Origin of the sequence: Klebsiella sp. K47, assembly GCF_051858335.1 — a bacterium.
Classification (GTDB): domain Bacteria; phylum Pseudomonadota; class Gammaproteobacteria; order Enterobacterales; family Enterobacteriaceae; genus Klebsiella; species Klebsiella pneumoniae.
Genome location: NZ_JBPYUI010000031.1, coordinates 12,510 through 25,022 on the forward strand (window position 1 = coordinate 12,510; position 12,513 = coordinate 25,022).

Annotated in this window: 13 protein-coding genes; 6 read left to right on the forward strand and 7 right to left on the reverse strand. The window is 61.4% G+C overall.

Going from position 1 to position 12,513, the window contains the following annotated elements; all coding sequences use genetic code 11:
• Positions 1-11: 11 nt before the first annotated feature.
• From RRF55_RS23210 to RRF55_RS23220, 3 genes are read right to left on the reverse strand one after another with little or no spacing between them, the layout of a single operon-like run.
• Positions 12-1,193, reverse strand: a complete 1,182-nt coding sequence (locus RRF55_RS23210) for an acetyl-CoA C-acetyltransferase (protein ID WP_087847606.1) — start codon at positions 1,191-1,193, stop codon at positions 12-14.
• A gap of 9 nt (positions 1,194-1,202) precedes the next feature.
• Positions 1,203-1,859 (reverse strand): CoA transferase subunit B, encoded by a 657-nt coding sequence (locus RRF55_RS23215; protein WP_002908192.1) that lies wholly within the window; start codon positions 1,857-1,859, stop codon positions 1,203-1,205.
• A 1-nt stretch (position 1,860) separates the two neighbouring features.
• Positions 1,861-2,568, reverse strand: a complete 708-nt coding sequence (locus tag RRF55_RS23220) for a CoA transferase subunit A (protein ID WP_004175762.1) — start codon at positions 2,566-2,568, stop codon at positions 1,861-1,863.
• Between the two features lie 140 nt (positions 2,569-2,708).
• On the opposite strand from RRF55_RS23220, the gene RRF55_RS23225 reads away from it, so the two are divergent.
• On the forward strand, positions 2,709-3,599 hold the full coding sequence (locus RRF55_RS23225; RefSeq protein ID WP_004898701.1) for a LysR family transcriptional regulator: 891 nt from the start codon (positions 2,709-2,711) through the stop codon (positions 3,597-3,599).
• A gap of 44 nt (positions 3,600-3,643) precedes the next feature.
• Here RRF55_RS23225 and RRF55_RS23230 read toward each other — a convergent pair whose 3' ends face one another.
• Positions 3,644-3,784 (reverse strand): hypothetical protein, encoded by a 141-nt coding sequence (locus RRF55_RS23230; RefSeq protein WP_002908189.1) that lies wholly within the window; start codon positions 3,782-3,784, stop codon positions 3,644-3,646.
• Positions 3,785-4,073: 289 nt separating this feature from the next.
• Between RRF55_RS23230 and RRF55_RS23235 the strand changes: the two genes are divergently transcribed.
• Positions 4,074-4,982: a DUF535 family protein gene (locus RRF55_RS23235; RefSeq protein ID WP_004180248.1), complete on the forward strand. Its 909-nt coding sequence runs from the start codon at positions 4,074-4,076 to the stop codon at positions 4,980-4,982.
• Positions 4,983-5,064: 82 nt separating this feature from the next.
• Here RRF55_RS23235 and RRF55_RS23240 read toward each other — a convergent pair whose 3' ends face one another.
• Positions 5,065-6,282, reverse strand: a complete 1,218-nt coding sequence (locus RRF55_RS23240; protein WP_004189586.1) for an MFS transporter — start codon at positions 6,280-6,282, stop codon at positions 5,065-5,067.
• A 177-nt stretch (positions 6,283-6,459) separates the two neighbouring features.
• The gene (locus RRF55_RS23245) at positions 6,460-6,921 is read right to left on the reverse strand and encodes a winged helix-turn-helix transcriptional regulator (protein WP_004175770.1); all 462 of its coding nucleotides are present in this window, start codon (positions 6,919-6,921) and stop codon (positions 6,460-6,462) included.
• Positions 6,922-6,981: 60 nt separating this feature from the next.
• Between RRF55_RS23245 and RRF55_RS23250 the strand changes: the two genes are divergently transcribed.
• The 4 genes from RRF55_RS23250 (at position 6,982) to chrA (ending at position 11,034) form a co-directional block, all read left to right on the forward strand.
• On the forward strand, positions 6,982-7,230 hold the full coding sequence (locus tag RRF55_RS23250; protein ID WP_048269175.1) for a tautomerase family protein: 249 nt from the start codon (positions 6,982-6,984) through the stop codon (positions 7,228-7,230).
• 186 nt (positions 7,231-7,416) lie between these two features.
• Positions 7,417-8,610 (forward strand): MFS transporter, encoded by a 1,194-nt coding sequence (locus RRF55_RS23255; protein ID WP_225314218.1) that lies wholly within the window; start codon positions 7,417-7,419, stop codon positions 8,608-8,610.
• Between the two features lie 128 nt (positions 8,611-8,738).
• Entirely contained in the window at positions 8,739-9,698 is a 960-nt protein-coding gene (locus tag RRF55_RS23260) for a chromate resistance protein ChrB domain-containing protein (RefSeq protein WP_023278926.1), read from the forward strand.
• The gene (gene chrA / locus RRF55_RS23265) at positions 9,667-11,034 is read left to right on the forward strand and encodes a chromate efflux transporter (RefSeq protein ID WP_032415086.1); all 1,368 of its coding nucleotides are present in this window, start codon (positions 9,667-9,669) and stop codon (positions 11,032-11,034) included. Before RRF55_RS23260 ends, chrA begins: the two co-directional genes overlap by 32 nt.
• Positions 11,035-11,088: 54 nt before the next feature.
• Here chrA and RRF55_RS23270 read toward each other — a convergent pair whose 3' ends face one another.
• Positions 11,089-12,510, reverse strand: a complete 1,422-nt coding sequence (locus tag RRF55_RS23270; RefSeq protein WP_020802930.1) for an FAD-binding oxidoreductase — start codon at positions 12,508-12,510, stop codon at positions 11,089-11,091.
• Between the last annotated feature and the right edge of the window lie 3 nt (positions 12,511-12,513).

The following is a 12,513-nucleotide window of genomic DNA, read 5'->3' on the forward strand; positions in this document are numbered from 1 at the left end:
AGTGGCTCCTGTTAACGTTGTAGAGTCATGGCGATGCCCTGGCCGCCGCCGACGCACAGGGTTGCCAGCCCTTTGCTGGCGCCCCGGCGCTGCATCTCATGCACCAGGCTGACGAGGATCCGGCAGCCGGAGGCGCCGATGGGATGTCCAAGGGCGATGGCGCCGCCGTTGACGTTGACCTTCTCGCTATCCCACTCAAGCAGCTGACCGACGGCCAGCGCCTGGACGGCAAAAGCCTCGTTGGCTTCGATAAGGTCCACCTCGTCCAGCGTCCAGCCGGCGCGATGCAGCGCCTGGCGGCAGGCGCTCACCGGGCCGATGCCCATCACCGATGGGTCGACCCCGGCGACCGCTGAGCTGACAATGCGCGCCAGCACCGGCAGCCCAAGCTCGCGCGCTTTATCGACGCGCATCAGCAGGACCGCCGCGGCGCCGTCGTTCAGCGACGAGGCATTCCCGGCGGTGACGCTGCCGTCAGCCGGGCGAAACGCCGGGCGCAGCTGGGCCAGCTGCTGCTCGCTGGTCTCCGGGCGCGGTTGCTCATCGTCAGTCACGAATCGCGGCGGCTTTTTGCCCTGCGGGACGCTGACCGGAACGATCTCCTCGCGAAAGCGCCCGGCGGCGATAGCAGCCGCCGCTTTGCGCTGGGAGCTGGCGGCGAAGGCGTCCTGGCGCTCGCGGCTGATGTCGAAGGCGTCGGCGAGGTTCTCGGCGGTAATGCCCATGTGGTAGTCGTTGAAGGCGTCCCACAGGCCGTCCTGGATCATGCTGTCCTGCAGGCTGGCGTGGCCGAAACGCAGGCCGTCGCGGGCGCCATGCATCAGATAGGGAGCATTGCTCATGCTCTCCTGGCCGCCGGCGATAACGATCCCGGCGTCGCCGCAGCGGATCGCCTGCACCGCCTGCTGAACCGCTTTCAGTCCGGAGCCGCAGACCAGATTGACGGTGACCGCCGGAGTGTCGACCGGCAGGCCGGCCCGCAGCGCGGTCTGGCGCGCCGGGTTCTGCCCGCAGCCGGCGGTAAGCACCTGGCCGAAAATTAGTTCGTCGACCGCTGCGGCGGGCAGCTGGCAGCGTTCAAGCAGGCCGCGCACCACCGCCGCGCCGAGGTCGACGGCGGAAAGAGGGGCGAAGGCGCCGCGAAAGCTGCCTATCGGGGTGCGTACTGCAGTAACAATGGCAATATCGGTCATGATCTCTCCTTAACTGAAGCGCATTTCGCGCACGTCGTCGGCGACGATCAGCCGTCCCGCCGTTTTACGTATCACCTCGTCGGGGCTGACCCCCGGGGCCACTTCGCGCAGGACAAACGCGCCGTCGACAATCTCCAGCAGGGCCAGATCGGTGAGTACCCGGCGAATACAGCCCACGCCGGTGAGCGGCAGGGTGCACTGCGGCAGCAGTTTGGATTCGCCGTTTTTTGAGGCGTGGGTCATCACCACGATGATGTTCTGCGCGCCGGCCACCAGGTCCATGGCGCCGCCCATCCCCTTGACCATTTTTCCAGGGATCATCCATGAGGCGATGTTGCCCGCGACGTCGACCTCAAAGGCGCCAAGAACGGTCAGGTCGACGTGGCCGCCGCGGATCATGGCGAACGACTGGGCGGAATCGAAGATCGCCGCCCCGGTTTGCGCGGTGACGGTTTGTTTACCGGCGTTAATCATGTCGGCGTCGATGGTTTCCTCATCGGGAAATTCGCCCATCCCCAGCAGGCCGTTCTCCGACTGGAGCATCACTTCAATGCCGGCGGGAATGTAGTTGGCCACCAGCGTCGGGATACCGATCCCGAGGTTGACGTAGTCGCCGTCGCGCAGCTCCTGGGCGACGCGCATCGCCATTTGTTCACGGGTCAGCATCTCAGTGCCCTCCGGCGCGCAGGGTGCGCTGTTCAATACGTTTTTCGAATTGCCCGACGATCAGCCGGTCGACATAGATCCCCGGAGTATGGATGGCGGAGGGGGGCAGTTCGCCCGGCGGCACAATCTCTTCCACCTCCACCACCGTAATGCGCCCGGCGGTGGCCATCAGCGGGTTGAAATTCTGCGCGGTGTGGCGATAGACCACGTTGCCGTACCAGTCGGCTTTCCAGCCTTTGACCAGCGCGAAATCGCCGCGGATCGCCTCTTCAAGGATGTAGTGTCTTCCGTCGAACTGGCGCACCTCTTTGCCTTCGGCGACCGGGGTGCCATACCCGGTGGCGGTGTAAAAGCCGGGGATGCCAGCGCCGCCGGCGCGGATTTTTTCCGCCAGCGTTCCCTGCGGGGTGAGTTCTACCGCCAGCTCGCCGCTCAGCACCAGCTGTTCAAACAGCGCGTTTTCCCCGACGTAAGAGGCCACCACCTTGCTGACCTGGCGCGACTCCAGCAGCATGCCGAGACCGAAACCGTCGACCCCGCAGTTGTTAGAGACCACCGTCAGCCCCTGCACCTGGCGACGCTGCACCTCGGCGATCAAGTTCTCAGGAATGCCGCACAGGCCGAAGCCGCCGGCGAGCAGCGTCATGCCGTCCGTTAACCCTTCCAGCGCCGCTTCGTAACTGGCGACGCGTTTATCCAGTCCTGCCATCTTGTCTCTCCTGCCTTGCGATAGCCTTATCATTGGCGCAGGCGACTGATTTGATAATTTTGAATTTGTGACTCACTCATTTGGAATTTTAATTAATTTCCTGTTAACTAATTTTTTTCAATTAGTTAACAGGAAGAAAAATGAGAATGAGTGTCAAACAGTTACGCGCGTTTTTAGCGGTAGCTCACACTCTGAATTTCGCCCACGCCAGCGAAAGGCTGAATCTGTCGCAGCCAGCTCTCAGCCTGACCATCAAAGGGTTGGAGGAGGCGCTGGGCGGCGCGCTGCTGCAGCGCAGCACCCGCAAAGTGACCCTTACCCAGGAGGGGGAACTCTTTCTGCCGATGGCCCGTCAGCTGCTGGCCGACTGGGATAACGTCGAGGAGGCCATGCGTCAGAGCTTTACCCTGCAGCGGGGTAAAATTTCGGTCGCCGCGATGCCGTCGTTTGCCGCCAACGTTCTGCCGGAGGCGCTGAAAGCCTTTCGCGACCGCTATGCCGGGGTGAACGTTACGGTGCATGACGTGATTAATGAGCAGGTGATCGAGATGGTGCGCGAGGGGCGGGTGGAGATGGGCATCGCTTTCGAGCCATCGCCCAACCACAACCTGCTGTTTACCCCGTTGGCGGTGGACCGCTTCGTGGCGATCGTTCCCCAACAATCCCCGCTGGCGAAGAAAAAGCAGCTCAGCTGGCAGGAGCTGTTGACCCTCGACTTTATTACCCTGCAGCGCCCCTCGGCGGTACGCCTTATGCTGGAGGAGGCGCTGGCGCGCAGCGGACGTCAGCTGGACGTGGCGCTGGAGAGTCATCAGCTGGTGACGGTGGGGAGGATGGTGGCCAGCGGCCTGGGGGGCAGCGCGGTGCCGGCGCTGTGTAAAACGCAGATGGCATCGTTGGGCGCCGTCTGCATCCCGCTCTGCGATCCGCCGATTGAGAAGTGCGTCGGCGCGATCCATGCCGGACATCTGCCGCTGTCGAAGGCGGCGCAGGCGCTGCTGGATACGCTGAAAGGGTTTTTACCCACCTGAGGTGTGGGCGTCAAAAAAAACCGGCCTGCTGGCCGGTTTGACAATCAGATTTTACAGGCGTCGCCGCAGTCGTCGTCGGCAACGATCGCCTGGGCTTTTTTGTCCGCTTCTTCCAGACGCTCCGCGTTGCGCTCTTCCGCTTCATCCAGGCCGCTGAAGACCAGGTTGTCGAGATCAATTTCCATAAGTTACCTATCGTTGCTGGTTTTGAATCAGGGTCAAGTATAGGGCATAACCGCCAGCGGATGTAGCCGCGCTTCGCGCCGAAGGCACAGAGCGTTAAGTCGCTGAGCGGAGGGCGTTACCTACCATAATTCATCGTTGACAGAATAAGTTTAACGACAAATAACGTCGCCAGGATAATTTCCTGCCTAAATATTAAATGAAAGGACAACGAAGGAGTAATTAAGCGTTGACGAAACGCTTTTATGTTAATATGGCCGCGATTATGGATGAATCTATGGATCTTAATCAATGGAACATACTGTTGCAGGCGCCATCAAAGAATGGCGTAAACATAATAAAGTGATCGGTCAGGTCAAAATAAGCTATAAAAAAATTTTACGAAAATGCAGAGAGCTCTCGCTCGCAGGAGGTAAATACAGAGAATATCAAGGACTTTGTGCGAAATATCAGTGCGCGCGGTTGACCGCGGTGACCAAAGGACTGGTGCCTTTTGAGGATAAACCGTTTAAAGCGTATCTCAATAAACGGCTGTCAAAACGACGCAAACTGGATATTGCCCATGGTTCACTGAATTTCATCGAGAAAACGTTTCACCCTGATGTCCTGCCGCAGCTCTACAATGTCGCGGATTTTGGCCGCGAGATGTTTTCTATTCCCTTGAAAAATGGCGATAAGCTTGACGTTAAGCTGCTGGCCTCGCCGTTTCAGGAGGAAGGGGAGCTGATGCTGCAGCTGTTTCTTGGCGACCGGCGCGTCTATAGCGTCTGTTTTTCCTGCACCGACGATGGCCGCGCTTATATCGGCGGCATCCAGGGCGGGAAAGATATCACCAATGACGAAGTGAAGGTGCTGACTAAAGAGCTGCATGGCGCGCGGCCGAAAAATATCATCATGAGCGTGCTGTATGGTTTGCTGCGATATTTCAACATCTCCACGGTCTACGCCATCGATTCTGATTACCACGTGAAAAGCGATCTGGTGAAAGCCAGTTATTCATCGCTGTGGCTGGAAATGGGCGGTGAGAAACAGGCTCGCGGCTGGTATAAACTGCCGGCGCAAGAGATCAAAAAGAGTATTGAAGAGGTGAAAAGTAAGCACCGGAGCCAGTTTATTAAGCGCGAAGGTCTTAAAGAGCTGATTCAAATTAATATGGCGAATGCCCTGCAGCAAATTACCTTGCCTGCGCGGGTGAATTAACGCCACTCACACGTCAGGCGGGCAGCAGGGGGCTGCTGCCCGGCTGGCGATTTCCTCTCTCCCCAGGTCGCTGTGCCGTAGGTTACTGCCCGCTCTCGCCGACTGGCGGTGACGCGGAGACGGTGAGCAGCGGAGCGCTGCGCCACCATACCATCAGGGCGACAATCGCGATAACGCTCAGCACGCCGAAGGCGGTGGCATAGGAGTAGTGCCCGGCGATAGACCCGGTTAACGCCGGACTCATTGCCGCCCCGGCGCCCTGCATCAGCATCACCACGCTCTGTCCAGCGTTAACGTGCCCGCTGCCGCGCAGCAGCGAGACGATAAAGCTGGGCACCGCCACCCCCAAAATCCCTGCCGCCAGGCCATCAAGAATTTGCACCGGGACCATCATCGCCGGGGCGTCGCTGGACGCCGCCAGCGCCGCCCGGATGGGCATGATCAGCAGCGCCAGCAGGATGCATCGCCAGTAACCGTATTTGTCGATGCTGCCGGCGACCCGGATGGCCACCGGGATCATCACCACCTGCGAAATAATCACCGTGGCGGCGGCAAACAGTCCGGGATTGAGGTGTCCCGGCGCGGCGGCGATCCGCATGCTCAGCATCGGCAACAGTGCGGCATTGGCGAGATGGAACAGCATCAGGGTTACGCCGGCGATCAGCAGCGGCGTATGGCGGAACAGGATGGCAAACCCCGGCAGGGAGGGCGTGGATGCCGCTTCGATGCCGCGGGCGGCATCATCGTCGATATCGCCGCCGCGGATCGCCAGCAGGGCGACCAGGGTAAGCAGCGTGGTACAGGCCATCAGAATGAAAATGCCGCCGATGCCCCAGTACCAGGCGATAGCCCCGGCCATTAGCGCGGTGAAGAAATTTCCCGCGTGGTTGAAGGCTTCGTTTTTCCCCATCTGGGCGCTAAAGCCGCGCTGTCTGGCAAGACCGAGGGTAATCCCGGCGATCAGCGGTCCGACAAAGGCCGCGCAGATGCCGCTGGCGACTTGCGAGAGGGCGACCACGCTGGTCTTCTGACTAAACCAGAGCAGCAGGGTGGTGAGGGTGATCACCAGGCAGACCCCGGCCAGCAGCAAGCGCTTATGCCGCGAGCTGTCGGTGATGAAGCCGGCGGGCAGGGTCGCCAGCAGGCCGGCGATACCGCCGACGGACATCAGCAGGCCAATGTCCTCCGCCTGCCAGTGACGCTGGGTGAGAAAGATCCCCAGAAACGGGCCGAGGCCGTCGCGCACGTCGGCAATAAAAAAGCTGGTCAGACATAAAGCCCGCAGAGAACGAAGCGACATTTTCTACCTTTAGCATGCGCGATCTGCGCGTCGGAATGGTCACCGGATACCTTCATCCTTTATCGCACAGTTCGATGAAACAAAAATGTCCCGCACTCGTCGGGTACCGTGGCTATGCAACATACCCGCTTGCGGCGGCTTTCGCCAGAGGCGTACGAAAGTTCTGTAGCGGCGCTATTAGCGTTCGTCTGCCTTGACGATCTGCAGGGCGGCGGGGCTCGCCACGGTGCCGCTGGCAGTAATAAACCCCGGATGGACAGCCTCGCCGCTGGCGCTGTCCACCAATGCTATATGCGGCGCACTGTGCAGCACGTGCTGGTGGCCCCATTCCATCAGGGCGAACAGCACCAGCGCCAGGCTACGGCTTTTATCAGTCAGAACATATTCATACCGTTCGCGGGAGCCGGCTTCCCGGTAGGGCACTTTGTTGAGCAATCCCGTTTCGGTCATGGTTTTTAACCGGGTGGTGAGCGTCTGGCGGGTAATATGGGTGTGCGACAGCAACGTTTCAAAGCGCGTCACGCCGTAAAACGCCTCGCGTAGGATCAGCAGCACCCAGCGGTCGCCGAGTATTTTGGCTCCTTCCGCCAGGCCGCACAGCGCCGGGTCGAGGTAGGGCAGTGATTTATTTTTTGACATCGCGAGATTGACCTTCTACTCTGAGTTTGAATTTTAGACCTAGATGCTAAGGAGAATAGCGTGCCATTTGTTAACGTGCAAACCATTAAAGGGATCATGACCGCGGAACAGAAAAGTGAGCTGCTGCGACGGATGACCGATCTGCTGGTGGAGATTGAGGGGCAGGGCGATCCGCAGTTCCGTCAGTCCGTCTGGATCCGCATTGACGAACATGACCCGGAGCAGTGGAGTCTGGGCGGCGTCCAGCCGACGGCCGCGATGATCGCGGCGAAATTTGCCGCCGCGCGACGCGACGAATCCCCGGAATAAAACGGGCGGCGAAGCCAGGCCCGGCGGTCTGGCGCAGAAGAGGGGCCAGATCGCCGGGTAATATTGCGATTCGCTATGATGCAAAAGCGTATTTTGCGGCTAAGGTAACGGTCAGGGAACCCAACAAACAGGGCGCGATGCCAGACGGCCAGCCTGGCGCCACTCTCAAACCGGTGAAAACAACGGATGTCTACAGAACACATGCTGCCGCTGGCGGTGCAGAACAAAAATATCCTTCGCCTGGCTGCCGCTCAGGCGCTGGCCGGCGCCAACTCGGTGGTCTTCTACGCTACCGGCGCGATAGTGGGTAACGCGATTGCCCCCAGCCCGTCGCTGGCCACGCTGCCGATCACCCTGTTTGTGCTGGGGATGGCGGCCTCCATTCTGCCTTTCGGCGCGCTGGCGCGAACGCGGGGCCGCAAAGCGGCGTTCAGGCTCGGCACCGGCGCCGGGATGGTGACCGGACTGGCGGCCGCCCTGGCGGTAGTGCTGAATTCTTTTCTGCTGTTTTGTCTAGCCGCGATGCTTGGCGGCGCCTATGCTGCCGTGGCGCTCAGTTTTCGTTTTGCCGCCACCGACGGCGTCGCCCCGGCGCGTCGCGCCCGTGCGCTGTCGCTGGTGATGGGCGGCGGTGTGGCCGCCGGGATCATTGGCCCGATGCTGGTCACCGGCACCATGCACCTCTGGCCGGCACATACCTTCGCCGTCACCTTCCTCGCTCAGGCGCTGGTTGCAGTGCTGGCCGCCTTTTTGTTGAGAGGGGTGACGCCGGCGGAGCCCACCGCGGCCAGCGTGCGCGGAGGGCGGCCGCTGCGCGAGATTGTCCGCCAGCCGGGTTTTGCCACTACGGTATTCAGCGGCGCGGTGGCCTATATGGTGATGAATTTTCTGATGACCGCCGCGCCGCTCTCCATGCATATGCACGGTCTTTCCCAGCAGGCCGCCAACCTTGGGATCCAGTGGCATGTGATGGCGATGTACGGCCCGGGATTTTTCACCGGCCGGCTGATCCAGCGCTTCGGCGCAGTGCGAATGGCGGCGGCGGGATTGCTGATCACCGCCGCGTCGGTGGCGGTCGGTCTCAGCGGTCTCGGCGTGTATCATTACTGGCTGTCGCTGATTTTGCTCGGCATCGGCTGGAACTTTGGCTTCACCGGCGCCTCGGCGAAAATCATCGATTTCCACCGCCCGGAAGAGAAGACCCAGGTTCAGTCGCTCAACGATTTTCTGGTCTTCGGCGTGATGATCGTGGGGTCGTTTTCGTCCGGGGTTCTGCTCAACGCCTTCGGCTGGAACGCCGTGCTGTGGGGCTCCCTGGTCCCGGTTGCGGTGGCGTTCTTGACCCTGCTGCTGCGCCCCTTATCCCCATCCCGCGCTTAGCGCCTGGCCTGCCGCTGCGCAGGCCGTCTTTTGCTTTTTTCAGCTATGCATTGCTGAAATTCATCTGACTCCTTGCGCGTAAAAACGTCACAGACGCTACATGCTGTAGTAATCTCTACAACATGACAATGCATCTCTTGATCCTTAACCTGACAACGTCTCAAGCCACGCTGCGCATGCGTGTCTGGCGAACCCTGAAGCAGAGCGGGGCGGTGGTCCTGCGCGATGGGGTCTATCTGCTGCCCGACGTGCGCCAGGGCTATGACACTTTCCTCAGCACCTGCCAGGCGATCCGCGCGGAAGGGGGGACCGGGTATGTTTTCACGATTGAGGCGGCGGAAGAAGAGGCGCTCAGGCCGCTATTCGATCGTCGTGAACAGTACGACGCGCTGTTGCAGGATCTGCAGGCGCTGCAGGGGACGTTATCCAACGACGAACTGGCGGCTCAGCTCAAACAACTGCGTAAAATTCAGCGTGACTACCGGCGGATCGAGGCCATTGATTTCTTTCCGGGGGCCGCCCGGGAGCAAGCCGCTGAGCGACTGGCCACTATCGAGCAGGTCATTAATCAGCGGCTATCGCCGAACGAGCCGCAGTCGGTGGCGGGCGAACTGAGCCTGCTGGACAGAGGCGCCTTTCGCGGCCGGCTGTGGGCCACCCGCCGACGCCCGTGGGTCGATCGTCTGGCCAGCGCCTGGCTTATCCGGCGCTTTATTGACGACGAGGCGCGGTTCCTGTGGCTGGCCGCGCCCGAGACCTGTCCGGCGACGGCGGTCGGTTTTGATTTTGACGGGGCGCCGTTCAGCCACGTCGGCACGCGGGTGACCTTCGAAGTTCTGGTCCGGCGCTTTGCTCTGGAGGCCGCGATCCCCGACGCCCTGGGGCGGCTGATCCACTTCCTGGACGTCGGTGGGGAACCGACCCCGGAGGCGGCGGGGGTGGAAAGCATTCTGGCAGGGCTGCGGGAAACCATTACGGACGATGACCAACTGCTGGCGGCAGCCTGCTCGCTGTTCGACGGCTTACTGAAGTCCTGTGAAATGAGGTCTGGTAATCATGAGCAAAACGGTCGTTCTTCCGCAGAGTGACAGCCCTTCCGTCGTCGCTTCCGTCCCCTTCTGGCAGGCAATTCGCTTCTGGCTGAAGCTCGGCTTCATCAGCTTCGGCGGGCCTGCCGGGCAGATCGCCATGATGCACCAGGAGCTGGTGGATAACCGACGCTGGATCTCGGAAGGGCGATTCCTGCACGCGCTCAACTTTTGTATGGTCCTGCCGGGCCCGGAGGCTCAGCAGCTGGCGACCTATATCGGCTGGCTGATGCATAAAACCTGGGGAGGCGTCATCGCCGGGGTGCTGTTTATCTTGCCCTCGCTGGTGTTGCTCATCGCCCTGGCGTGGATCTACCTCGTCTGGGGAGATGTCGCGGTGGTGGCGGGGATTTTTTATGGCATCAAACCCGCCGTGGCGGCGATCGTGCTGCAGGCGGCGCACCGCATCGGCTCGCGGGCGCTGAAAAATGGCGCCTACTGGGCCATCGCCGCCGCGGCCTTTGTCGCTATTTTTGCGCTGAACGTTCCTTTTCCGCTGATCGTCCTCGCCGCGGCACTGGTGGGTTTTATCGGCGGACGGCTGGCGCCGACGATATTCGGCAAAGCCGACGCCCACCGTGCGCAGAGTCACCCTGGCGGAGCCGCCATCATTGATGACACGACGCCGATCCCGGCCCATGCCATTTTCAGCTGGCGGCGCACCTCTCAGGTGCTGATCGCCGGGATGCTGCTGTGGCTGGTGCCGATGGCCGCCCTGACGCTAATGCTGGGCTGGGCGCATCCGCTGACCCAGATGAGCTGGTTCTTTACCAAAGCCGCGCTGATGACCTTTGGCGGGGCATATGCCGTCCTACCTTATGTTTACCAGGGGGCGGTGACCCACTATGGCTGGCTGACGGCAGGGCAGATGATGGATGGCCTCGCCCTTGGGGAGTCGACCCCCGGACCGTTGATCATGGTGGTGACCTTTGTCGGGTTTGTCGGCGGCTACACCAAAGCGGTGTTGGGCGTCGATGATGTGCTGCTGGGGGGCATTGCGGCGGCGTGCCTGGTGACATGGTTTACTTTTTTACCCTCGTTTATCTTTATTCTCGCCGGCGGGCCGTTTATTGAAACGACCCATAATAAGGTGGGATTTACCGCGCCGTTGACCGCCATCACCGCCGCGGTGGTGGGCGTTATCCTGAATCTGGCGCTGTTTTTTATCTGGCATACCGTCTGGGGACCATCCGGTTTCGACCCGTGGTCCGCAGCCATAGCCCTGGGCGCCGCCGGGCTGCTGTTTCGTTATAAGTGGAAGCTGACCTGGGTACTGGCCGCCGCCGCCGCAGTAGGGCTTATCGTCCATATGGCGGGACTGTCCGGCGCAGGATGAGGTTGGGCGGCAACGGGCCAGCGACCCGTTAGCGCCCAACCGGACCGGGGACCATCAGGTCGTGGGGCTTTCGCGGGTGGCCCGCGTCAGCGGGTTGCTGTCGAGTTCCAGCTGGTCGCGCAGCGCCCAGCCGCGCAGCTTGCCGGGGTTAAGCAATCCCGCCGGGTCGAGAGACTGTTTCACCGCCACGACGTCGGGACGAATCACGCCCTGTTTGCCGTCCTCAACCTGCAGCACGTGGGGGTTGTTAATCTTGACGTCGTTGTCGCGAAATATCTGCATGATGGCGTTAAGACGTTCGGGCGTGGTATAGCGCACCAGCTGCAGACCGCTGGCGGTGAGATTGCCCTCGATATCGCGCAGGAATTCAATATGGGACATCACCTCCCCGGCGAAGTGCTGCTCCATCTGTAAAATTTGCTGCGGATAGCGCAGCGGATCAAACGCCGTCTGCAGATAGGTCAGCGTATTGTCCACCTTGAGCGCATGCAGGGTGGTGTGGTTCCAGCAGTATTCCATTAACGAGCCGTTGCGCGTCCGGGCCTCGTCGCTGGCCTGCCGGATGGCGTTGCTCCCGCGATGGCGCGGTAACAGGCTGGCGCAGAGTCCTTCGCTCTCCTCGGCGATCAGGCTGATAACCGCATGTTGCCCGGCATGGTAACGATCGTTGAGGTGGCTAAAATAGTCAGCGATCGGCGTGGCCAGCAGCGCCACCTGGCGCTTCACCAGCCCCGGCGAGCGGACGCAGGCGTTGGCATAGTTCAGCGCATCGGCGAAATCGTCAAACACGTCCAGACGTTCAATCCACTGGTGCGCAGGTGCCAGCGCCAGCTCAACCTCCAGGATAATGCCATTGGTGCCGTAGGCGTGATGCAGCAGCAGCGCTTCGGGAGCCGGGACGGTCAGCACGCGGGGGACCGGCTCGACGGTCATCACTTTGACGCTGAGCACATTGCCGGGCGCCGCCAGCGGCCCATAGTTGATGGAGCCGATACCGCCGAACCCGCCGCCGTAGAGACCGCCCAGGCTCGCCAGTCGATAGGTCGATGGCATACAGCGCAGCTCCCAACCCGTCTGGCGGGCGGCGGTTTCGATGTCCGCCAGGCGAATGCCGGCCTGGGCCCTCACTGTGCCGTTGCCGAGGGCGACGATCTGGTTGAGCCCGGTCATATCCACCAGCAGCCCGCCTTCGAGGGGGACCAGCTGTCCGTAGTTGCCGGTGGCGCTGCCGCGCAGGGTCAGCGGCAGCTGGTGCTGCGCGCAGGCGCAGACCAGCTGGCGCAGCTCCTCTTCATCGCGCGGGCGAACCACCGCGTCCGCCTGTTTCCCCGCCAGTTGCTCGGTGAGTAGCGGACTGAACCAGTGAAAATCGCGGGAGAGCCGTTTGATCTTCGCCGGCTGTAAGGTCCACTCCAGCGCCGGGAGTGCCTGCTGGATCGCCGCGACCGCGTGTTGACGCTGTTCATCAGTCATCATTCT